Annotated in this window: 20 protein-coding genes; 18 read left to right on the forward strand and 2 right to left on the reverse strand. The window is 71.5% G+C overall.

Going from position 1 to position 21,571, the window contains the following annotated elements; all coding sequences use genetic code 11:
• Positions 1–7 precede the first annotated feature (7 nt).
• The 12 genes from KNO15_RS16555 (at position 8) to KNO15_RS16605 (ending at position 13,518) form a co-directional block, all read left to right on the forward strand.
• Complete coding sequence (locus tag KNO15_RS16555) at positions 8–439, forward strand: ArsR/SmtB family transcription factor (RefSeq protein WP_241704903.1); 432 nt, start codon at positions 8–10, stop codon at positions 437–439.
• The gene (locus KNO15_RS16560; RefSeq protein WP_241704904.1) at positions 436–1,476 is read left to right on the forward strand and encodes an SRPBCC domain-containing protein; all 1,041 of its coding nucleotides are present in this window, start codon (positions 436–438) and stop codon (positions 1,474–1,476) included. Before KNO15_RS16555 ends, KNO15_RS16560 begins: the two co-directional genes overlap by 4 nt.
• 79 nt (positions 1,477–1,555) lie before the next feature.
• A complete protein-coding gene (gene pheS / locus KNO15_RS16565; RefSeq protein WP_241704905.1) occupies positions 1,556–2,596 on the forward strand; it encodes a phenylalanine--tRNA ligase subunit alpha in 1,041 nt (346 codons plus the stop codon).
• Positions 2,596–5,139, forward strand: a complete 2,544-nt coding sequence (gene pheT, locus KNO15_RS16570) for a phenylalanine--tRNA ligase subunit beta (RefSeq protein WP_241704906.1) — start codon at positions 2,596–2,598, stop codon at positions 5,137–5,139. The genes pheS and pheT overlap by 1 nt, the downstream gene beginning before the upstream one ends.
• 853 nt (positions 5,140–5,992) lie before the next feature.
• Entirely contained in the window at positions 5,993–7,042 is a 1,050-nt protein-coding gene (gene argC, locus KNO15_RS16575; protein WP_241704907.1) for an N-acetyl-gamma-glutamyl-phosphate reductase, read from the forward strand.
• Positions 7,039–8,193 carry a bifunctional glutamate N-acetyltransferase/amino-acid acetyltransferase ArgJ gene (gene argJ / locus KNO15_RS16580; RefSeq protein ID WP_241704908.1) on the forward strand — a complete coding sequence of 385 codons (1,155 nt, stop codon included), beginning with the start codon at positions 7,039–7,041 and terminating at the stop codon, positions 8,191–8,193. The genes argC and argJ overlap by 4 nt, the downstream gene beginning before the upstream one ends.
• Before the next feature lies 1 nt (position 8,194).
• Positions 8,195–9,106 (forward strand): acetylglutamate kinase, encoded by a 912-nt coding sequence (gene argB / locus KNO15_RS16585; protein WP_241704909.1) that lies wholly within the window; start codon positions 8,195–8,197, stop codon positions 9,104–9,106.
• Positions 9,103–10,323: an acetylornithine transaminase gene (locus KNO15_RS16590; RefSeq protein ID WP_241704910.1), complete on the forward strand. Its 1,221-nt coding sequence runs from the start codon at positions 9,103–9,105 to the stop codon at positions 10,321–10,323. Before argB ends, KNO15_RS16590 begins: the two co-directional genes overlap by 4 nt.
• Before the next feature lie 43 nt (positions 10,324–10,366).
• On the forward strand, positions 10,367–11,308 hold the full coding sequence (gene argF, locus KNO15_RS16595) for an ornithine carbamoyltransferase (RefSeq protein ID WP_241704911.1): 942 nt from the start codon (positions 10,367–10,369) through the stop codon (positions 11,306–11,308).
• Entirely contained in the window at positions 11,305–12,753 is a 1,449-nt protein-coding gene (gene argH, locus KNO15_RS16600; protein WP_241704912.1) for an argininosuccinate lyase, read from the forward strand. The genes argF and argH overlap by 4 nt, the downstream gene beginning before the upstream one ends.
• Entirely contained in the window at positions 12,753–12,875 is a 123-nt protein-coding gene (locus KNO15_RS23170) for a hypothetical protein (protein WP_278046574.1), read from the forward strand. The genes argH and KNO15_RS23170 overlap by 1 nt, the downstream gene beginning before the upstream one ends.
• 13 nt (positions 12,876–12,888) lie before the next feature.
• Positions 12,889–13,518 (forward strand): DNA-3-methyladenine glycosylase, encoded by a 630-nt coding sequence (locus KNO15_RS16605; protein WP_241704913.1) that lies wholly within the window; start codon positions 12,889–12,891, stop codon positions 13,516–13,518.
• Positions 13,519–13,546: 28 nt separating this feature from the next.
• On the opposite strand, the gene KNO15_RS16610 is transcribed toward KNO15_RS16605, so the two are convergent.
• Positions 13,547–14,146 (reverse strand): hypothetical protein, encoded by a 600-nt coding sequence (locus KNO15_RS16610; RefSeq protein WP_241704914.1) that lies wholly within the window; start codon positions 14,144–14,146, stop codon positions 13,547–13,549.
• A 55-nt stretch (positions 14,147–14,201) separates the two neighbouring features.
• Entirely contained in the window at positions 14,202–14,816 is a 615-nt protein-coding gene (locus tag KNO15_RS16615; RefSeq protein ID WP_241704915.1) for a DNA-binding protein, read from the reverse strand.
• A gap of 130 nt (positions 14,817–14,946) precedes the next feature.
• Here KNO15_RS16615 and tyrS point away from each other — a divergent pair, with 130 nt between their 5' ends.
• The 6 genes from tyrS (at position 14,947) to recN (ending at position 21,529) form a co-directional block, all read left to right on the forward strand.
• On the forward strand, positions 14,947–16,278 hold the full coding sequence (tyrS, locus tag KNO15_RS16620) for a tyrosine--tRNA ligase (RefSeq protein ID WP_241704916.1): 1,332 nt from the start codon (positions 14,947–14,949) through the stop codon (positions 16,276–16,278).
• Between the two features lie 27 nt (positions 16,279–16,305).
• Complete coding sequence (locus KNO15_RS16625; protein ID WP_241704917.1) at positions 16,306–16,494, forward strand: hypothetical protein; 189 nt, start codon at positions 16,306–16,308, stop codon at positions 16,492–16,494.
• Positions 16,487–17,278 carry a TlyA family RNA methyltransferase gene (locus KNO15_RS16630; RefSeq protein ID WP_241704918.1) on the forward strand — a complete coding sequence of 264 codons (792 nt, stop codon included), beginning with the start codon at positions 16,487–16,489 and terminating at the stop codon, positions 17,276–17,278. The genes KNO15_RS16625 and KNO15_RS16630 overlap by 8 nt, the downstream gene beginning before the upstream one ends.
• 238 nt (positions 17,279–17,516) lie before the next feature.
• Positions 17,517–18,782 (forward strand): hypothetical protein, encoded by a 1,266-nt coding sequence (locus KNO15_RS16635; RefSeq protein ID WP_241704919.1) that lies wholly within the window; start codon positions 17,517–17,519, stop codon positions 18,780–18,782.
• A 103-nt stretch (positions 18,783–18,885) separates the two neighbouring features.
• Positions 18,886–19,812: an NAD kinase gene (locus KNO15_RS16640; protein WP_241704920.1), complete on the forward strand. Its 927-nt coding sequence runs from the start codon at positions 18,886–18,888 to the stop codon at positions 19,810–19,812.
• Positions 19,805–21,529: a DNA repair protein RecN gene (gene recN / locus KNO15_RS16645; RefSeq protein WP_241704921.1), complete on the forward strand. Its 1,725-nt coding sequence runs from the start codon at positions 19,805–19,807 to the stop codon at positions 21,527–21,529. Before KNO15_RS16640 ends, recN begins: the two co-directional genes overlap by 8 nt.
• Positions 21,530–21,571: the final 42 nt, after the last annotated feature.

Raw genomic sequence — 21,571 nt, forward strand, 5'->3', positions numbered from 1 at the left:
TGTCCGCATGGACGGTCTGGAGGCGGTGGGCGACCCGGTTCGGCGGCGCTTCGTGGAGCTGCTCGCGCACGGTGAGCACACGGCGGGTGAGCTCGCCGAGCACGCCGCCGACGAGTTCGGCATCAGCCAGCCCGCCACCTCCCGGCACCTGCGGGTGCTGCGCGAGGCGGGCGTGGTCGCCTCCCGTGTCGACGGGCAGCGGCGGGTCTACGCCCTCGATCCGGACGGCCTCCGGCAGGCCGCGGCCTGGTTCGACGGGCTCTCGGTCTTCTGCGCGGTGGAGCTCAGTGCAGCGCGGAGCGATGCCGCGACCCCAGCGCCGAGGGAGCCTGCGACCGAGGTTCTTCAGCAGCGCCTCGACGCCCTCGGCACCGAGCTCGCCCGCGGACGCTCGGCACAGCGCCGCGCCACGGTGCACACCACCCGGGAGGCGTCATGACCCTGTGGGGGGAGATCGCCCTCGACGGCGCCCGCCGATCGGTGACGGTACAGCGCGAGTACCCCGCCACGCCCGCGGAGCTCTGGGCCGCGCTCACCGAACCGGAGCGCCTGGCCCGTTGGATCGGCCGCTACCGGAAGACCGCCGACGGCTTCCGCCTCGAGATGGGCGGCCCCGGCACCGATGCCGTCGTCGACGGCCGCGTGCTCGCCTGCGAACCCGAGCGACGCCTCCTCGTGAGCTGGCGGTTCCGCGGTGCCGGCGAGGTGGAGGCGCGCACCGAGCTGGAGGCGGCCATCGCCGAAGCAGGCGACGACCGCGTGCTGCTGACGCTGACCCACCGCCGCGTGCAGGCCGTGACGGCCTCCGTCTACGGCGCGGGCTGGCAGGACGTCCTCACCCGGCTCGCCCGCGAGCTCGGCGCGGAGTCGACGCCGCAGGAGCGAGACGGCTACCTCGGCGAGGCAGCCGATCCCGCCGCATTCGACGCCGCGCTCGACGAGTACCGTCGCGACGAGGCCGCCCTCGTGCCCGCGACGATCGAGCGAACGGGAGATCGGTCGGCAGTCGCCCTGGAGCGGCTGCTGGACGCACCGCTGGTCGAGGTCTGGGATGCGCTCACGCTGCCCGACCGTGTGGGCCGTTGGCTCTGGCCGGTGGTGGAGTGGCCGGACGACCCGGCTCGCGAGCGCCGGCTGCGCACCGGCGACGTGATGCGGCTCGGCGACGGGAACGTCGAGGGGGCGGTGCAGGAGCTCGAGGTCCTCGACCTCCAGGAGCGCGCGCACCTGCGGTTCACCTGGGGCGACGCCGCGGTGAGCATCCGCCTGGAGGAGACCCGCGACGGCACGCTGCTGTCGCTCGTGCAAGACGGAGTGAAGGATGCCTTCGGCGCCGGGCGGCTGCGCTCGGCGCCCGACTTCGCGGCGGGCTGGCACACGCTGATCGACCAGCTGACCCTGCTGCTCTCCGGGCTCTCCGTCCCGGCTCCCGACCGGCTCTGGGAGGCCGCGTACCTGGTGTACGCGGGCGAGTGAGCCCCGATTCCGTCGAGCGGCGATCCGTCGCATCGGGCGCCGACGAGACCTCCACCTCCGCCGACTAGACTGGGGAACCGTGTCTGAATCCACCGAAATCACCGAGGAGTCCGTCGAGACGGCCGTCGCTGCGGCGCTCGCCGCGATCGACGCCGCCGACACCTCGGACGCGTTGAAGGCCGTCCGTCACGACCACACCGCCGAGGGTTCTCCGCTCGCGCGGCTGAACGCCGCCATCCGCTCGCTTCCCGGCGATCAGAAGGCCGCTGCCGGCAAGCTCGTCGGCGGCGCACGCGGGCGCGTCACCCAAGCATTCGCCGCCAAGGAGGCCGACATCGCGGCCGCGGAGGACGCCGCCCGGCTGGCCGCGGAGGCCGTGGACGTCACCGCGCTGCCGAGCCGCTGGACCCCCGGTGCCCGGCACCCGCTGAGCCTCCTGCAGGAGCGCATCGCCGACATCTTCGTCGGCATGGGCTGGGAGGTCGCCGAGGGGCCGGAGCTCGAAAGCGAGTGGTACAACTTCGACGCCCTCAACTTCGACGCCGACCATCCCGCGCGTGCCATGCAGGACACCTTCTTCGTGGAGCCGACCGACTCCCACCTCGTGCTGCGCACGCACACCTCGCCGGTGCAGCTGCGCTCCCTGCTCGGCAACGAGCTGCCGGTGTACCGGATCGCACCGGGGCGCGTGTTCCGCACCGACGAGTTCGACGCGACCCACCTCCCGGTCTTCACCCAGGTGGAGGGCATCGCCGTCGACAAGGGACTGACGATGGCGCACCTGCGGGGCACCCTCGACCACTTCGCCCGGACACTCTTCGGCGAGGGCGCGCGCGTGCGCCTGCGCCCCAATTACTTCCCGTTCACCGAGCCGAGCGCCGAGCTCGACCTCTGGCACCCGACCTTCAAGGGCGGCGCGCGCTGGATCGAGTGGGGCGGCTGCGGCATGGTGAACCCGAACGTCCTGCGTTCCGCCGGCATCGACCCGGAGGTGTACTCCGGGTTCGCGTTCGGGATGGGCGTCGAGCGGGCGCTGATGTTCCGCAACGACGTCAAAGACATGCGTGACATGGCCGAGGGCGATGTCCGGTTCTCCCAGCAGTTCGGAATGGTGGTCTGATGCGCGTCCCCCTGAGTTGGCTCGGCGAGTACGTCGACCTCGAGCCGGGAACCACGGCCGAGGAGGTCCACGCCGCCCTCGTGTCCGTCGGACTGGAAGAGGAGGACGTCCACACCTTCGAGATCAGCGGCCCGGTGGTCGTCGGTCAGGTGCTGGAGTTCGTGGAGGAGCCGCAGAGCAACGGCAAGACCATCCGCTGGTGCCAGGTGCGCGTCGCGCCCGACGGGCAGCAGGCGGCCGACGGCGGGGACGCCGTGCACGGCATCGTCTGCGGCGCCCGCAACTTCTTCGTCGGTGACAAGGTCGTGGTCACCCTGCCCGGCTCCGTCCTCCCCGGGCCGTTCCCCATCGCCGCGCGCAAGACTTACGGCCACGTGTCCAACGGCATGATCGCCTCCGCGCGCGAGCTCGGGCTCGGCGACGACCACGAGGGCATCCTGCGGCTGTCGACGCTCGGCCTCGACCCGGAGGTCGGCGCCGACGCGATCTCGCTGCTCGGTCTCGACGACACCGCGGTGGAGGTCAACGTCACCCCTGACCGCGGCTACGCGTTCTCGATCCGCGGCATCGCCCGCGAGTACTCGCACGCGACCGGAGCGGCGTTCCGCGACCCTGCGGAGGCCGTCCACGTGCACTCTGCCGGTGCGCACGCGCACGGCTTCAGCGTGACCATCGACGACCGTGCGCCGATCCGCGACCGCGTCGGGGCGACCGTGTTCGTGACCCGCGTGGTCCGCGACGTCGACGGTTCGCGACCGACCCCACCGTGGATGGTCGCGCGCCTCAAGCTCGCCGGCATCCGCTCGATCTCGCTGATCGTCGATATCACCAACTACGTGATGCTCGAACTCGGGCAGCCGATCCACGGCTACGACCTCGACAAGCTCGCCGGCGGCATCGTCGTGCGACGGGCCCACGCGGGCGAGACGCTGGTGACGCTCGACGACCAGACGCGCGTGCTCGACGTGGAGGACCTCCTCATCACCGACGAGTCCGGCGCGATCGGTCTCGCCGGTGTGATGGGCGGGGCGTCCACCGAGATCGGCGAAGGCACCAGCAACGTGCTCGTGGAGGCCGCCAACTTCGACCCCGTGTCGATCGCGCGCACCGCGCGCCGGCACAAGCTGCCGAGCGAGGCCTCCAAGCGCTTCGAGCGCGGGGTCGACCCGCGGGTCGCCGTCGCTGCTGCGGCGCGTGTCGTGCAGCTGCTCGAGCAGCTGGCGGGCGGTCACGCCGACGAGCTCGGCTCGTTGCTCGACACGGCGGAGGACGCGGAGCCGATCCGGCTGCCGAACGACTACATCCCGAACCTGATCGGGGTCGCGTTCACCGACGACGAGGTGCGCGGCGCGCTCGCCGAGATCGGCGGAGCGGTGACCGGCGACGGCGACGCGCTGCTCGTCGTGCCGCCGAGCTGGCGGCCCGACCTGCGTGACAAGTCCGACCTGGCGGAGGAGGTCGCCCGCATCGTCGGGTTCGACCGCATTCCGTCGGTGCTGCCCGTCGCGCCTCCCGGGCGCGGCCTCTCGCGCGGCCAGAAGCTGCGTCGCGCCGTGGCGCAGATGCTGGCCGACAACGGCGCGACCGAGGTGCTCGCGTTCCCCTTCGTCTCCGAGGCGCAGAACGATCTGTTCGGCTCGCCCGAGAGCGGCACGGTCCCCGCAGTGCGGCTGGCGAATCCGCTCGATGCGACCGCGCCGTACCTGCGCGCTTCGCTCCTGCCCGGTCTTCTCGACGTCGCCAAGCGCAACCTCGCGCGGGGCCTCGTCGACCTGCGTGTGTACGAGCTCGGCACGGTCTTCCTGCCGTCCGGTGTCCAGCTCGGGAGTGCGGACCTGCCCCCGGGCGCAGCCCTCCCCGGCGACGACGTGCTCGCGGCTCTCAACGCCGGGATCCCGGCGCAGCCCCGGCACCTCGCCGGCCTGATCGTCGGCAACCCGGTGGAGAAGCAGCCGGGCCAGGCGCCGGTGGCGGCGGGCATCGCGGATGCCCTGACCGCCGTGCAGCAGACCGCTGCCGCCGTCGGCGTGGCGATCGAGCCCGTGCAGAGCCGGCACAAAGCGCTGCACCCAGGGCGCACGGCGCAGCTGGTCGCGCACGCTGCGGACGGATCGCGGGTCGTCGTCGGCTACGCGGGCGAACTGCTGCCCGCGATCGCCGACGAGCTCGACCTTCCGCGCGTCGTCGCGGTCTACGAGCTCGACCTCGATGCGTTGGTCGCTGTCGCACCCGCCGACATCATCGCCGGCACGATCGCCGGCTTCCCGGCGGCGACTCAGGACCTCTCCCTCGTCGTCCGCGAGGAGGTGTCGGCCGGTCAGGTGCTTGCCGCCGTTCGCGAGGGGGCGGGCGACCTGCTCGAGGACATCCGGCTGGTCGACGACTACCGAGGCGCCGGCCTCCCGGTCGCGCACAAGAGCCTGACCTTCGCGCTGCGCTTCCGCGCCGACGACCGCACGCTCACGGCCGCGGAGGCCAGCGACGCGAAGCTGGCCGGCGCCGCCCGCGCCGAGCAGCTCTACGGCGCCCGCATCCGCGACTAGCACTCGCCGCCGATTCGTCACGAATGTCGTGCTCCGCGCGCCTGGACGCGACATTCGTGACGAATCCCCGCGCCGGCCGACACGAGCTTCGTGACGAATGTCGGCGTTCGTGCCGCGTGCGCGTCGTTTCGTGACGAATATCGATATTCGTGGCGCGAACGGACCGATTCGTGACGAATGTCGATATTCGTGCCGCGTGCATGGTGATTCGTGACGAATGTCGATATTCGTGCCGCGTGCATGGTGATTCGTGACGAATGTCGGCGTTGGCGCAGTGAGCGCGTCGATTCGTGACCAATGTTGAGGTTCGTGCCGCGTGCGCGGTGATTCGTGACGAATGTCGATATTCGTGCCGCGAACTCGTCGATTCGTGACGAATCTCGACTCTCGTGCCGCGAACGCACCGATTCCGCCACGGATGTCAGCGTAGGTGCTGGCCGATTGGTGATTCGTGACGAATGTCGACGTTGGTGCCGCGTACGCGGTGATTCGTGACGAACGTCGGCGCTGGTGCCGCGAGCGCGGCGATTCGTGACGAATGTGATCGTGCGCGCGCGTCGCGATTCGTGACGAATCTGTGCGTGAACGCGGGCGAGGTGGTGATTCGTGACGAATGTCGACATTCGTGGCACGAAAGGGGAGATTCGTCACGAATGGCGGTGCGCGCCGCCGATTTGGCGACCGACGGGGATCGGGCGGTAGGGTTGCAGCATGCTTATCGTCGGTGCCCCCTCCTTGCGCCGACGCCTGCGCGACCGCCGAATCTAGGCGGCGTTCGGGCGACCCCTCGCGGGTCGGACATGGGCGCCGCCGGAGTTTCGGCCCCCTGTCGTCCACTCATCAAGGAACAAGCATGACTTTCTCGGTTGCCGTCGCCGGTGCCTCCGGGTACGCGGGCGGCGAGCTGCTGCGCATCCTCGCCGATCATCCCGATTTCGAGATCCGCACCGTCACCGCCCACCAGAACGCCGGTCATCCGCTGATCGCGCACCAGCCGCACCTGCGTTCGCTCGCCCACCTCACGCTCACCGAGAGCACGGCGCAGAACCTGTCCGGTCACGACGTGGTCTTCCTCGCCCTGCCGCACGGCGCATCCGGCGCGATCGCCGCGCAGCTTCCCGCCGACACCCTCGTCGTGGACGCGGGAGCAGATCACCGGCTGGAGGACCCGGCCGACTGGGCCGCGTTCTATGGCGGCGAGCACCACGGGGCGTGGGCCTATGGAGTGCCCGAGCTGATCGTGGGGGCCGACGGCACCAAGCAGCGGTCGAAGCTCGCCGGTGCGACCCGGATCGCCGCGCCCGGGTGCAACGCGAGCGCCGTCTCCCTCGCGCTCGCGCCGGGCATCCACGCCGGCATCATCGACGAGCAGGACATCGTCAGCGTCCTCGCTGTCGGCCCCTCGGGTGCGGGCAAGTCGCTCAAGACCATGTACCTGGCCAGCGAGATCCTCGGCTCGGCCAACCCGTACGCGGTGGGCGGCACGCACCGGCACATCCCCGAGATCCAGCAGAACCTCCGCAAGGCGGGTGCGACGGCGCCGACCCTGTCGTTCACGCCGGTGCTCGTGCCGATGTCGCGCGGCATCCTCGCCACCTCCACGGCACGGGTGAAGCCGGGAGTGACGGCGCAGCAGGTGCAGGAGGCCTGGGCGGCCGCCTACGCGGACGAGCCGTTCGTGCAGGTGCTGCCCGCCGGCGCCGTGCCGCGGACCGCCGACGTGCTCGGAGCCAATACGGTCCTGATCGGCGTCGCCCTCGACGCGGCGGCGGGGCGGGTCGTTACGGTCCTGGCGATCGACAATCTCTACAAAGGAACAGCCGGGGCGGCGATCCAGTCCGCGAACATCGCTCTCGGCCTCGCCGAGACCGCCGGCCTGAGCGTGAACGGAGTCGCGCCATGAGCGTCACCACAGCCAAAGGATTCGCCGCGGCCGGTGTCGTCGCCGGGCTCAAGTCGAGCGGCAAGCGCGATCTCGCGCTCGTGCAGAACCGTGGGCCGCTCACCGCGGCGGCCGCCGTGTTCACCACCAACCGCTGCCAGGCCAATCCGGTGATCTGGAGCAAGCAGGTCATCGCCGATGGCGTCGTCTCCGCGATCGTCCTCAACTCCGGGGGCGCGAACTGCTACACCGGCTCCCGGGGCTTCCAGACCACCCACGCGACCGCCGAGGCCGTGGGGGAGGCCCTCGGCGTCTCGGCAGGCGACGTGCTGGTGTGCTCGACGGGTCTCATCGGCGAACAGCTCGACGTGGCCAAGCTGACGGCCGGTGTCGCACAGGCGGCGACCGCGCTCGCCGGCGACTCCGGGCTCGGCGCCGCCGAGGCGATCATGACCACCGACACGCGGCCCAAGCAGGCGGAGCAGCGCTCCGATGCCGGCTGGGCGGTCGGCGGGATGGCCAAGGGCGCCGGAATGCTGGCGCCCGGGCTCGCGACCATGCTCGTCGTCATCACCACCGACGCCGTGCTCGACTCCGCCCAGCTCGACCGTGCACTGCGCGCCGCCACCCGGGTCACGTTCGACCGCGTCGACTCCGACGGCTGCATGTCGACGAACGACACCGTCGCCCTCCTCGGCTCGGGGGCGAGCGGCGTGACCCCCGACCTCGACGAGTTCACGCTCGCCCTCACCGAGGTGTGCCGCAGCCTCGCGAAGCAGCTGCAGGAGGATGCGGAGGGCGCCTCCCACGACGTCACGATCGAGGTCGTGAACGCCCGCACCGAGGACGACGCGGTGACCGTCGGCCGTGCGGTGTCGCGTTCCAACCTCTTCAAGGCGGCGATCTTCGGCAACGACCCCAACTGGGGCCGCGTGCTGGCCGCCGTCGGCACGACCGATGCGGAGTTCGACCCGTACGGCATCGACGTCGCGATCAACGGCGTGCAGGTGTGCACCGCGGGGGAGCCCGATCAGCCGCGCGACCTGGTCGACCTGACCCCGCGCGCCGTGCACGTGCTCATCGACCTCCACGCGGGAGACGAGAGCGCCGCGATCCTCACCAACGACCTGACCCACGACTACGTGCACGAGAACAGTGCCTACTCCAGCTGAGATGACGACGACAGACGACACCGCAGAAGCGGCGGAGCACGCCGCCGCCGCGGGCAAGGCCGCGACCCTGATCGAGTCGCTCCCGTGGCTCAAGACCTTCCACGACCGCATCATCGTCGTGAAGTTCGGCGGCAACGCCATGGTGAGCGACGACCTCCAGCGCACCTTCGCCGAAGACATCGTCTACCTGCGCTACGCCGGTCTGCGACCCGTCGTCGTGCACGGCGGGGGACCGCAGATCTCCGCCATGCTCGACCGGCTGGGCATCGACAGCGAGTTCCGGGGCGGCTACCGTGTCACGACACCGGAGGCCATGGACGTGGTGCGCATGGTGCTGACCGGCCAGATCAACCGGGACATCGTGAGCAACATCAACAAGCACGGCCCGCTCGCCGCGGGCCTCTCCGGGGAGGACGCCGGCCTCTTCCAGGGCCGCAAGCGCGGTGCCGTCGTCGACGGCGAGGAGGTCGACCTCGGCCTGGTCGGCGATGTGATCGGTGTGAACCCGGAGGCCGTGCTCGCGCAGCTCGACGCCGGGCGCATCCCCGTGGTCTCCTCGATCGCGCCAGACATCGACGACCCCGGTCAGTCGCTCAACGTCAACGCGGACGCGGCTGCGGCGGCGCTCGCCGTGGCGCTCGGCGCCGCGAAGCTCGTCATCCTGACCGACGTCGCCGGGCTCTACAGCGACTGGCCCAACCGCGACTCGCTGCTGTCGAAGATCGCGGCGCCCGAGCTGCGCAAGCTGCTGCCGACGCTCGAGTCGGGGATGATCCCCAAGATGTCGGCCTGCCTCGACGCCGTCGACGGCGGCGTGCCCAAGGCTGCGATCATCGACGGGCGGGTGGCGCACTCGATACTGCTCGAGGTGTTCACGCAGTCCGGAATCGGAACGGAGGTGGTGCCCGCATGAGCGCACAGCTCGCAGGCGACACGGGAACGGTCACCGAGGGGCGCTGGAAGCCGCGCTTCGGCGACGCGATGATGCGCACGCTCGCCACGCCCAGGCTCATGCTCGCGCGCGGCGAGGGCTGCCGGGTCTGGGACGTCGACGGCAACGAGTACCTCGATTTCCTCGCCGGCATCGCCGTCAACTCGCTCGGCCACGCCCACCCGGTGCTGGTGGAGGCCGTGAGCAGCCAAGTGGCCACGCTCGCGCACGTCTCCAACTACTTCTCCACCGCACCGCAGCTGGAGCTCGCCGAGCGTCTCCGCACGATCACCGGCGCGGGTGAGCAGGGCCGCATCCTGTTCGGCAACTCCGGTGCGGAGGCGAACGAGGCGGCCTTCAAGCTGGCCCGGCTCAACAGGGGGCCGCACGGCAAGCGCACCCGGGTCCTCGCCCTGCACAACGCGTTCCACGGCCGCACCATGGGTTCGCTCGCTCTCACCGGCAAGCCGCCGATGCGCGAGGCGTTCGAGCCGCTGCCGGGGGGCGTCGAGCACATCGACTCCACCGTCGCCGCGCTGGAGGCCGCGATCGACGACCGCGTCGCCGCCCTGTTCGTGGAGCCGATCAAGGGCGAAGCCGGTGTGCTCGACCTCCCCGAGGGGTTCCTGCAGCGCGCCCGCGAGCTCACGGAGCAGCACGGTGCGCTCCTGATCATCGATGAGATCCAGACCGGAATCGGCCGTACCGGCCGCTGGTTCGCCTACCAGCACGCCGACATCCTCCCCGACGCCATCACCGTCGCGAAGGGCATCGCCGGGGGTGTGCCGATCGGCGCGCTGATCACCTTCGGCCGCGCTTCCGACCTGTTCACGCAGGGTCAGCACGGGTCGACGTTCGGCGGCAATCCGCTCGCCACCGCGGCCGGAAACGCCGTGATCGGCGAGATCGAGCGCGCCGACCTGATCGGCAACGCCGCACGACGCGGCGAGGAGCTGCGCGCCATCCTGCGCTCGTACGACTCTCCGCTGATCGGCGACATCCGCGGCGCCGGCCTCCTGATCGGCGTCGGGCTCACCGACGGCGAGGCGCACCGCCTCTCCGACGCCGCGCTCGCCGAGGGGTTGATCATCAACGCCCCCAACGAGTCGAGCATCCGCCTCGCCCCGCCGCTGATCGTGGGCGACGCCGAGCTCGCGGAGTTCCGCGAGAAGTTCGGCCGCGCCCTCGACGCCCTCTGACCTGAACACCCCGCACGCGCACCGGCGCAGACCAAGGACCACGATGACCCGTCACTTCCTCCGCGACGACGACCTCAGCCCGGCCGAGCAGCTGGAGGTGCTCGAGCTGGCCGCACGCCTGAAGGCGGATCGCTTCTCGGCCAAGCCGCTCGCCGGCCCGCAGACCGTCGCCGTGATCTTCGACAAGACCTCGACCCGCACCCGCGTGTCGTTCGCGGTCGGCATCGCCGATCTCGGCGGCAGCCCGCTCATCATCCAGAGCGGTGAGAGCCAGCTCGGCGGCAAGGAGTCGTTGGCCGACACCGCGCGCGTGCTCGAGCGGATGGTCGCCGCGATCGTCTGGCGCACGTACGCGCAGTCCGGTCTGGAGGAGCTGGCCGAGGGCACACGGGTGCCGGTGGTCAACGCCCTCTCGGACGACTTCCACCCGTGTCAGATCCTCGCGGACCTCCAGACCGTCCGCGAGCACAAGGGCAGGACGGCGGGGCTCACCCTCGCGTTCTTCGGCGATGGCGCCAGCAACATGTCGCACTCGTATCTCCTCGGCGGTGCGACGGCCGGCATGCACGTGCGCATCGCTGCGCCCGCCGCGTACGCGCCGGCCGAGGGCGTGGTCGCCGACGCGCGTGCGATCGCCGAGCGCACCGGCGGCTCGGTGACGGTGACCACCGACGCACGGGAGGCCGCCGCCGGCGCCGACGTCGTCATCACCGACACCTGGGTGTCGATGGGCAAGGAGGACGAGAAGGCCGAACGGGTCGCCGTGTTCGGCGACTACACGGTCGACGCCGCCCTCATGGCCCGCGCAGCGGACGACGCGGTGTTCCTGCACTGCCTGCCCGCCTACCGTGGTCTGGAGGTCACCGCCGAGGTGATCGACGGGCCGCAGTCGGTGATCTGGGACGAGGCCGAGAACCGCCTCCACGCCCAGAAGGCGCTGCTGACCTGGCTGCTGAACGAGAACGAGAACGAGGAGGCCGCATGACCGCGGACGGTGTCGGCAAGACCGACGAGGGCAAGCTCTGGGGCGCACGGTTCGCCGGGGGACCGTCGGCCGAGCTCGCCGCGCTCAGCAAGTCGACGCATTTCGACTGGGCGCTGGCGGCCTACGACATCGCAGGATCCCGCGCGCACGCGCGCGCACTGGCCGCGGCCGGTTACCTCAGCGACGGCGAGCTGGCCGGCATGATCGCGGCGCTCGATGCGCTCGACGCGGACGTCGCCTCCGGTGCGTTCGTCGCCGCCGAGAGCGACGAGGACGTGCACGGAGCCCTCGAGCGCGGCCTGATCGAGCGCGCGGGCGCCGACCTGGGCGGCAAGCTGCGCGCCGGGCGCAGCCGCAACGACCAGATCGCAACGCTGGTGCGGCTCTACCTGCGCGACCACGCCGGCGTCATCGCCGAGCGGCTGATCGCCCTGATCGACGCGATCGCGGCCCAGGCCGACGCCCATCCCACCGCCATCATGCCGGGACGCACGCACCTGCAGCACGCGCAGCCGGTGCTGCTCGCCCACCACCTGCTCGCGCACTGCTGGCCGCTGGTGCGCGATCTGGAGCGCCTGGCCGACTGGGACCGCCGCGCGAACGTGTCGCCGTACGGGTCGGGGGCGCTGGCCGGTTCCACGCTCGGGCTCGACCCGCGGCTCGTGGCCCGTGAGCTCGGCTTCGCCGCCAGCTCCGAGAACTCGATCGACGGAACGGCCGCCCGCGACGTGGTGGCGGAGTTCGCCTTCGTCGCGGCTCAGATCGGCGTCGACCTGTCGCGCTTCGCCGAGGAGATCATCCTCTGGAACACGCGCGAGTTCGGGTTCGTGACCCTCGACGACGCGTACTCCACGGGATCGTCGATCATGCCGCAGAAGAAGAACCCCGACATCGCTGAGCTCGCCCGCGGCAAGGCCGGTCGCCTGATCGGCAACCTGACCGGCCTCCTCACGACGCTCAAGGGCCTCCCGCTGGCGTACAACCGCGACCTGCAGGAGGACAAGGAGCCGGTCTTCGACTCCGTGCAGACCCTGGAGGTCGTCCTCCCGGCGTTCGCCGGCATGGTCGCGACGCTGAGCTTCCACACCGATCGGATGGCTGAGCTCGCGCCGCAGGGCTTCTCGCTGGCGACCGACGTGGCCGAGTGGCTGGTCAAGCAGCACGTGCCGTTCCGCAACGCGCACGAGATCACCGGAAGCCTGGTGAAGTTCGCCGAGGACAACGGGCTCGAGCTGAGCGAGGTTTCCGACGAGCAGCTGGCGGCCGTGTCGCCGCTGCTCACGCCGGACGTGCGCTCGGTGCTGACGGTCGAGGGCTCCGTCGCCAGTCGCGCCGGCGCCGGCGGCACCGCCCCGGACCGCGTCGCCGACCAGCTCGCGGCGCTGACCGAGCGGATCCGCAGCCTCACCCAGACGCTGGCCGCGACGCGCAGGGATCTCGGCTGATGGCCGGCCAGCCTGAGCGTCGGCGGCCGGCGTGGCTCATCCCGCTGATCGTCGTCGTCGCCGTCGCCGTGATCGTGGTCGGCCTGATCGTCACCGTCGTGGCCGGCGGCCGGATCTTCTGAGCCGGCGGCCGTCGTGACCCTCTTCCGTCCCGGGCGCGACGTCTTCCTCCCGTCGGCGCTCGAGGTCGCGCCGAGACTGCTCGGAGCGGTGCTGCGGCACGAGACGGAGGAGGGCGCCGTCTCGGTGCGCATCACCGAGGTGGAGGCGTACGTCGGCGACGGCGTCGACCCCGGTTCCCACTCCTTCCGCGGCCGCACGAAGCGCAACGCCGTGATGTATGGCGGGCCGGGACGCCTCTACACGTACTTCACCTACGGCATGCACGTCTGCGCGAACGTGGTCTGCTCTCCGGAGGGGGTGTCGTCGGCTCTGCTGCTCCGGGCCGGGGAGGTCGTGGAGGGTGTGGAGCTGGCGGAGCGGCGGCGGTCCGGGCCGTCCGGGCGCGCGATCCCCTCGCGCGATCTCGCCAGGGGTCCTGCCCGGCTGGTGGTGGCGACGGGCATCCTGCTGTCGGAGAACGGGTCGGACCTCTTCGCGCCGCCGTTCGACCTCCTGCTGCCGTCGGCGCCGCCCGACTACGAGACGGGCCCGCGCACGGGCGTCTCGGGTGCCGGTGGCAGTGTGACGTTCCCGTGGCGGTTCTGGATCCCCGGCGATCCGACGGTCTCCCCGTACAAGCGCCACCCCAGATCGCACGACTGAGCGCCGCCTCGGCGGCAGGTCGACGCGGTCAGGCGGCGGCGAAGCGGAAGAGGCCGGCGCAGACGCAGGCCCAGATGAGGCTGACCAGGGTGCCGATGATGAACCGCTCGCGGGCCTCCGGCGCCTCCAGCTCGGTGAAGCGGCCGACGCCCTTGATCGCGATGAGCACGCCGAGCGCCTCGGGGAAGCCCGCCATGATCGCCCCGGTCGTCGCGAACCGCTCCAGGAACCCGATGGTCGTGCCGCCCCGCAGCACCTCCCTGGTCTCCTCCAGACCGCTCACGCGGTCGTGGACGACGATGCCGCCGTGGACGCCGGGCACCGCGGTGCTCCGCGTGGCGAGGGCGAGCGCGAGCTGGGCCGCAGGGCCGCCGCCGATCACGCTCAGGACGAGGGCGACGATGCCGATCAGCACCCGGAAGGTCAGGGGCGCCTCCTGCTGGGGGATCGCGACCAGGAGGAACGCCAGGCCGAGCAGCCCCGCCGCCGTGTAGACGAGTGGGCGCCGCGGAGTGCGCAGGGTGGCGACCATGCAGCACACGGACGCGATGGCGACCACGAGCGCCAGCGCCCACACGGAGATCGGCAGCGCGGCCAGGAGGAACTGGGGCAGAGGCAGGGCGGTCATTCGGCTCACGTTCGGTCGGCGGGCATTCTGTCGGAGGAGCGGAGGGCGGACGTGCTCATCCGGTACTCGTTGCCTGGGCGGCGTCGGCGCTCTCCATCAGCCTAACCAGGGCCGGCTGCGCCGCGAGGTCGGCGCGCAGTCCGGCCGCGCGGGCGCGGTCGCTGGCCGATTGGGGCGTGATGCCGAGCCGGGCGCCCGCCTCGGCCTGGGTCATCCCGGTCGAGACGAGGTCGTACAGCTCCCATCCCGCTGCGCTGCGACCCGCGCGCAGGCTGAGCAGGAGGCCGACGAGCGCCTCCACGTCGGCCGCCGGCTGCGGGGCGACGACCGCGTCGGCGGCGAAGCGCGTCGGTGCACGCTTTGCGCGCGTGACCGCGGCCCGGGCGGCGACGAACGCGTCGCCTCCCGCCTCCCTGGTGTGGGGCGGCAGGGGCGTGCGCACGTCCCCGATGCCGAGACCGACGCTCCACGCGTCGCCCCGGGCGAGCGTCGTCACGATGTCGAGGGCGGCGGCGGCATCGGCGGTGAGCGCCTGCAGTTCGTCGCCCGCGTTGCGGTCTGCGGGGAGCAGGAGCCGATCGCCGAAGCGCGTCTCGAGCGCCTCGAGCACCGGCGTGACGATGTCGGGCCGGCCCCGGCTGTCGACCTGGTCGGCCGTGATGACGAACATGGTCCCTCCGATCAGGGGTGGTGGCCTGATCGTGAGCATATCAGGGTTATCAGCCTGATTCAACGATCATCAGGAACTCAGACCTGATCGCCGAACCGAGCCGGGTGGCCGCCGCTGCTAGCCTGGGGACGTGCCAGAAACCGCCGCAGCCGCAGAACGGAGCAGCGCAGAGCAGAGGCTCAGCGCGCAGACCAACGACCCGACGTTCGCCGATGTCTGGGACGAGCTCAGGTGGCGCGGGCTCGTCCACGTCTCGACCGACGAATCCGCCCTCAAAGAGCTCCTCGCCGGCGAGCCGATCACCTACTACTGCGGATTCGACCCGACGGCGCCCAGCCTCCACCTCGGCAACCTGGTGCAGCTCCTGCTGATGCGTCGCCTCCAGCTCGCCGGCCACCGCCCGCTCGGCCTCGTCGGCGGGTCCACCGGCCTCATCGGCGACCCGCGACCGACCGCCGAGCGCACGCTCAACACCAAGGAGACCGTCTCGGAGTGGGTCGGCTACCTGCAGCAGCAGGTCACCCGCTTCCTGTCCTCCGAGGGTGACAACGCCGTGCGCCTGGTCAACAACCTCGACTGGACGGCTCCGCTGTCGACCATCGACTTCCTGCGCGAGATCGGCAAGCACTTCCGCGTGGGCACGATGCTCAAGAAGGACGCCGTGGCGGCTCGGCTCAATTCCGACGAGGGCATCTCGTACACCGAGTTCAGCTACCAGATCCTCCAGGGGATGGACTTCCTCGAGCTCTACCGCCAGTACGGCTGCGTGCTGCAGACCGGCGGCAGCGACCAGTGGGGCAACCTCACGAGCGGCACCGACCTCATCCGCAAGGTGGAGGGCGAGCACGCGCACGCCATCGGCACCCCGCTCATCCTGAACAGCGACGGCACCAAGTTCGGCAAGAGCGAGGGCAACGCGATCTGGCTCGACGCGAACCTCACCAGCCCGTACCGCATCTACCAGTTCTGGCTCAACGCCGACGACGCCGACGTGATCGACCGGCTCAAGGTCTTCACCTTCCTGCACCGCGACGAGATCGAGCGACTCGAGCGCGCCGTCGCCGAGGAGCCGTTCCGCCGGGAGGCGCAGCGCCGCCTCGCCTACGAGGTGACCGCGCTCATCCACGGCGTGGAGGCGACGGAGGCGGTCATCGCCGCGTCCGAGGCGCTCTTCGGGCAGGGCGACCTGGCCGGGCAGGACACCGGGACGCTCGAGGCGGCCCTGCGCGAGCTGCCCAACACGACGACGGCGGCGTCCACCACGATCGCGCAGGCGCTCGTCGACACCGGGCTCACCAAGAGCCTCGGCGAGGCTCGTCGCGCGGTGGCGCAAGGCGGTGTCTACGTCAACAACGCCAAGGTCGACGAGGCCGAGCTCGAGGTGGGGGAGCACCTGCTCCCGGGCGGCATGGTCGTGCTGCGACGCGGCAAGAAGACCCTCAGCGGCGTCTTCGTCGAGTGACGGGCGAGGCCGGGTAAGGTGTCGGGCATGCAGTCCGAATCGAACGCGGGTGACCTCGGCGATCCCTCGTCGGCCGAAGAGTCGGGCGAGGGGCTCCTGGGGCTGCTCGACGTGATCGAGGAGCAGCCGTTGAGCGAGCGTGCCACGGCGTACACGCAGCTGCACGCGGAGCTGTCGGCGCGGCTCGAGGGGGCAGACGCTCCCCGCCATGGCTGAGCGGCTCGACGTCGCCCTCGCCGCGCGCGGGCTGGCCCGGTCGCGGACGCACGCGGCGACCCTGATCGCCGGCGGTCTCGTCACGGTGGACGGCCGGCCGGCCGGCCGCGCGTCCGCGAAGGTCGGCGACGACCAGCAGATCGTCGTCGCCGGGGCCGATCACTACGTCAGCAGGGGCGCGCACAAGCTCATCGCCGGTCTCGACTCCTTCGGGGTGGAGGTCGCCGGTCGCCTCGCCCTCGACGCCGGAGCCTCCACGGGCGGGTTCAGTCAGGTGCTGCTCGAGCGGGGCGCCGGGCGCGTGATCGCGGTCGACGTGGGTCACGGGCAGCTCGCGCGCGAACTGGAGGGTGAGGCGCGTCTGGTCTCGTACGAGGGGATCAATGTGCGCGAGCTGACGCACGACTCGTTCGTGCAGCTCGTGGGCGGCGACGATCGGCCAGACCTGGTGGTGGCGGATCTCTCGTTCATCTCGCTCACCCAGGTGCTGCCCGCACTGCGGGAGGTCGCGGCAGGGGCCGCGGACTTCGTGCTGCTCGTCAAACCGCAGTTCGAGGTCGGCCGCACCGGCGTGCGCGAGGGGATCGTGCACGACGCGGGACTGCGTGCCGACGCGATCGGCGGCGTGCTCTGGAGCGCCTGGGACCTGGGGCTCGGCACGGCCGGGGTCATCGCCTCGCCGATCGTGGGGTCGCACGGCAACCGTGAGTTCCTGGTGCACCTGACGGAGCGCGGAGTCAACCCGACGGAATGGTTGGAACGGGTCCGGGCCCTCGCGGCGTGAGTGCCGAGTCCGTCCCGCGCGTGAAATCCGAGGCGAACCGTGGCCGTGCGCGCCCGTTCGCGCCGCTTCCCACCGCTCGTCTCCGAGCTCGTCGCGGGTAGTCTCGTCCGAACCCCTTGAAATGTGAAACTCCGGCGGCGTTCGATGCGCCTCCGAGCCGCTCGACGCCGAAACGAGGCAGCCTCCTGTGAGCTCGAATCCTCCCTCGACGTGGTGGTCTCGACTCGATCGTGGTCGAGTGCTGTTCTCGGTCCTGATCGGCTACCTTGCAGTGCCCGTCCTCAACGCGGTCTCCCCGCTCCTCGCTCTGCCCGCGGTCACCTCCACGCACGGGGCGGGGGCCTGGACCGCGATCGCGCTCGGCCAGTCGCTCGGCGGCACGGCAGGCGTCGTGATCGAGCTGGGCTGGGGATTGAGCGGCACCCAGCGCGTGGCGCGGATGTGCAGCAGGAACCGGGCGCGTGTCTTCGCGCTGTCGCTGGTGACAAAGGCGGCCGTCGCGGTGCCCGCGCTCTGCATCGCAGCACCGCTCGCCGCGTGGCTAGCCCCGGACTATGCGGCGGTGGCCGCCCTGATCGCCGTGGCGACGGGCCTCGCCGTGATGGGCGGCGGATGGATCTTCATCGGGATGATGCGTCCGCGGCTCTTCCTCTTCACCGAGGTTCTTCCGAGGACCACTCTGATCGCGGCGGCCGCCGCCGCCATCTCCGCGGGGCTCTCGCTCTATCTCTACCCGATCGCGCTGCTTCTCGGAGCACTGATCTCGCCGGCAGCGGCGGCGGCTGTGCTCGGCGTGCGGGGCTCCGACCTCGTCGCGCTCGGTCCACGGCGCATCGTTCGCGTCATCCGGCTGCAGGGGCATGCGCTGAGTACGAATGTCTTCTCGTCGATGTACCTGTCGCTGGGCACGACGGTCGCGACGCTCGGTTCGGTGAACGCCACTCTGCTCTACGCGTCCGTCGACCGGCTCAAGCGGATGGTCCAACAGGTCATCTCGACGCAGCAGTACGTGCTCAAGGGCTGGGTCGGCCGGGAGGTCCAACCGGCGCAGCGGATCGCCCGCGCCGTACGCGCCACGATCATCAGCGCCGGAGTCGGCGTGATCTGCGGGATCGGCTTCGCCACCTCGGCGCCGCTCGCCGCCCGGCTGGTGTTCTCCGGGACGGTGCAGATTCCTCCGCTTGCGGCCGTGTTGGGCGGCGCGAACCTCGCGATCGTCTGCGCGAGCATGGCGACCGGGCCGGTGCTGCTGGTCGCCCTGGGGCGGATGTCGGCGGTCGCCCGCTCGGCCGCGGTCGGCGCCGGGGTCGGCCTGCCGGCGATCTTCGTGGGAGCACTGCTGTTCGGGGGCACAGGTGCGCTGGCGGGCCAGCTGATCGCGGAGGCGGGGGTCGTGAGCGTGCAACTGCTCGCGATCCGCGCACGTCTGCGGGAGCTTCGTGGCAGCGGCCGACTGCGGGCGGGACGCACCGAGCCGGACGCCTCCACAGCCGCTCCCGAGTGAACGTTCTCCACAATTCCGGCGCCTCTCGCACATTCGCCCCTCGAAAACCGACAGAATGGAGGGACGTAGCCAGAAGGAATCGATGAGCTCGTGAGGAGGCGACGTGACGGCATCGGGTGAGGCGCAGCGATACATCCTCGTCGTGGCGCACACCGGTCGTCGAGACTCCCTCGAAGCGGGCGTGCAGGTCTGCCGCCAGCTCGTCTCCGCCGGTGTCGTCCCGGTGCTCAGCGAGGACGAGCGGCGCGATCTGCTGCTCGCGGCTCCCGACCTCGACTCCGTCGCGGTCTTGGGAGACGAGGTGAGCTCCAGCGATCTCGAGCTGGTGATCGTGCTCGGAGGCGACGGCACGATCCTGAGGGCGGCCGAGCTGGTGCGCGGCTGCACGGCGCCGCTGCTGGGCGTCAACCTCGGTCACGTCGGCTTCCTCGCCGAGAGCGAGCGCGACGATCTCGAGATCGCCGTCGCGCGCGGGCTCGCCAAAGACTACGAGGTCGAGGAGCGCATGACGCTCTCCGCGCGCGTCAAGGTCGGCAAAGAGGTCGTCTACGAGAGCTGGGCGCTCAACGAGGCGACGGTCGAGAAGGCCAGCCGCGAGCGGATGCTCGAGGTCGTCATCGAGGTCGACGGCCGGCCGATGTCGAGCTTCGGGTGCGACGGCGTCGTGATGTCCACGCCGACCGGTTCCACCGCCTACTCGTTCTCCGCAGGCGGCCCGGTCGTCTGGCCGGGCGTCGCCGCGCTCCTGCTGGTCCCGCTCAGTGCGCACGCGCTGTTCTCGCGGCCGCTCGTGGTCGACGCCGACTCGTCGCTCGCCGTCGAGCTGCTCGACCGGGCGGGCGGGGAGGGCATCCTGTGGTGCGACGGTCGCCGTGCGTTCGACCTGCCGCGCGGCGCCAGGGTCGTGGTGCGTCGTTCGCCGATCCCCGTGCGACTCGCGCGCCTGCACCAGGGGCCGTTCACCGATCGGCTCGTGCACAAGTTCGATCTTCCCGTGACCGGGTGGCGGGGGCCGGCCGGCCGTGAGTGACGTGCGTGGAGGCATCGAAGAGATCTCGATCCGCGACCTGGGAGTCATCGCCGACGCGTCCCTCCCGCTGGGAGCAGGGTTCACAGCGATCACGGGTGAGACCGGGGCGGGCAAGACGATGGTGGTCTCGGCCCTCGGCCTGCTGCTGGGCGAACGCGCCGACACCGGCGCCGTGCGCGTCGGCAGCCCGCAGGCCTGGGTGGAGGGCCGCTGGCGCGTCGCCGACGCCGGCGACGTGGTGGAGCGGGTGCGCGACGCCGGAGGAGACGTCGACGAGCTCGGCGGCGGGGAGGCCGAGCTCGTGCTCAGCCGCTCGGTCTCGGCCGAGGGACGTTCGCGGGCGGTCGTCGGCGGCCGGGGTGCGCCCGTGAGCGTGCTGACCGAGCTCGGCGGCCAGCTCGTGGTCGTGCACGGTCAGTCCGACCAGATCCGGTTGCGTTCGGCGGTCGCCCAGCGCGAGGCCCTCGACCGGTTCGCCGGTCCGGGGTTCGCCGAGCGGGTCGACACCTACGCCCAGGTCTTCCACCGGTGGCGCGACAACCGTGCGGAGCTCGACGAACTGGTCGCCGACCAGGAGCGCCGAGCACGCGAGGCCGACGATCTCCGCGCCGCGATGTCCGAGATCGAGACCGTCGCTCCGCAGCCGGGGGAGGACGATGAGCTCACCGAGCGCGCCGAACGCCTGACCAACCTCGAGGATCTCCGGCTTGCCGCCGCGGGAGCCCGCGAACTGCTCTCGGCCGAGGAGTCGGAGGGCGCCGACGCCCTCGGCCTGCTCGACAACGCCCGCAGGCAGCTGGAGCGCGTCGCACCGCACGACGCCGAGCTGCGCCCTCTGGCCGAGGCCGTCGCCAACGCCAACTACCTCGTCTCCGACATCGCCGCGCAGCTCTCCACCTATCTCGCCGCCCTCGACACCGACGGCGCCCGCGAGCTGGAGGTCGTCCAGGAGCGCCGCGCGGAGCTGGCCGGGCTCGTGCGCAAATACGGCCCCGGTCTCGACGACGTCATCGCGACGCTGGAGACCGGCAGCCTGCGCCTCCTGGAGCTCGACGGCGATGCCGACCGCATCGACGAGCTGGCCCGAGAGGTCGAGGCCGACGCCGCGCTCGTCGCCGAGCTCGCCGCCGACCTCGGCGCGCGTCGTCGCGAGGCCGCGCAGCGCCTTGCCGACGCCGTCTCCGACGAGCTCGCAGCGCTGGCCATGCCCGACGCGCGGATCGTCGTGGAGGTCACCGAGCGCGAGGAGTACACGGCCAGCGGGCGCGACCAGGTCGCCATCCTGCTGCGACCGCACCCCGGCGCGGAGCCGCGGCCGCTCGGCAAGGGCGCCTCCGGGGGCGAGCTCTCCCGCGTGATGCTGGCCATCGAGGTGGTCATCGCCGGCAGCGATCCTGTGCCCACCTTCATCTTCGACGAGATCGACTCCGGCGTCGGCGGCGCCTCCGCCATCGAGATCGGCCGCCGGCTCGCGCGCCTGGCCGAGAACTCCCAGGTGATCGTCGTGACGCACCTCGCCCAGGTGGCGGCGTTCGCCACGAACCATCTCACCGTGGTCAAGGGCAGCGACGGAGCTGTCACCGAGTCCAGCGTGCGTCGCCTCGACGGCGACGAGCGCATCGCCGAGATGGCCCGGCTGCTGTCCGGCCTGCCCGACTCCGAGAGCGGGCTCGCCCACGCGCGCGAGCTCGTCGAGATGGCGGCCGCCGCGCGCTGATCCCTGCGGCCGGCCCGAGGCGGCGCGAATTCGCCCCGGATC

It is taken from the genome of Leifsonia shinshuensis (assembly GCF_022606355.1).
Taxonomy (GTDB): Bacteria; Actinomycetota; Actinomycetes; order Actinomycetales; family Microbacteriaceae; genus Leifsonia; species Leifsonia shinshuensis_B.

Coding starts and splice junctions, on each gene's coding strand:
- KNO15_RS16555 (WP_241704903.1), top strand. CDS start 8: ATGGACGGTCTGGAGGCGGTGGGCGACCCGGTTCGGCGGCGCTTCGTG.
- KNO15_RS16560 (WP_241704904.1), top strand. CDS start 436: ATGACCCTGTGGGGGGAGATCGCCCTCGACGGCGCCCGCCGATCGGTG.
- pheT (WP_241704906.1), top strand. CDS start 2,596: ATGCGCGTCCCCCTGAGTTGGCTCGGCGAGTACGTCGACCTCGAGCCG.
- argC (WP_241704907.1), top strand. CDS start 5,993: ATGACTTTCTCGGTTGCCGTCGCCGGTGCCTCCGGGTACGCGGGCGGC.
- argJ (WP_241704908.1), top strand. CDS start 7,039: ATGAGCGTCACCACAGCCAAAGGATTCGCCGCGGCCGGTGTCGTCGCC.
- argB (WP_241704909.1), top strand. CDS start 8,195: ATGACGACGACAGACGACACCGCAGAAGCGGCGGAGCACGCCGCCGCC.
- KNO15_RS16590 (WP_241704910.1), top strand. CDS start 9,103: ATGAGCGCACAGCTCGCAGGCGACACGGGAACGGTCACCGAGGGGCGC.
- argF (WP_241704911.1), top strand. CDS start 10,367: ATGACCCGTCACTTCCTCCGCGACGACGACCTCAGCCCGGCCGAGCAG.
- argH (WP_241704912.1), top strand. CDS start 11,305: ATGACCGCGGACGGTGTCGGCAAGACCGACGAGGGCAAGCTCTGGGGC.
- KNO15_RS23170 (WP_278046574.1), top strand. CDS start 12,753: ATGGCCGGCCAGCCTGAGCGTCGGCGGCCGGCGTGGCTCATCCCGCTG.
- KNO15_RS16610 (WP_241704914.1), bottom strand. CDS start 14,146: ATGACCGCCCTGCCTCTGCCCCAGTTCCTCCTGGCCGCGCTGCCGATC.
- KNO15_RS16615 (WP_241704915.1), bottom strand. CDS start 14,816: ATGTTCGTCATCACGGCCGACCAGGTCGACAGCCGGGGCCGGCCCGAC.
- KNO15_RS16625 (WP_241704917.1), top strand. CDS start 16,306: ATGCAGTCCGAATCGAACGCGGGTGACCTCGGCGATCCCTCGTCGGCC.
- KNO15_RS16630 (WP_241704918.1), top strand. CDS start 16,487: ATGGCTGAGCGGCTCGACGTCGCCCTCGCCGCGCGCGGGCTGGCCCGG.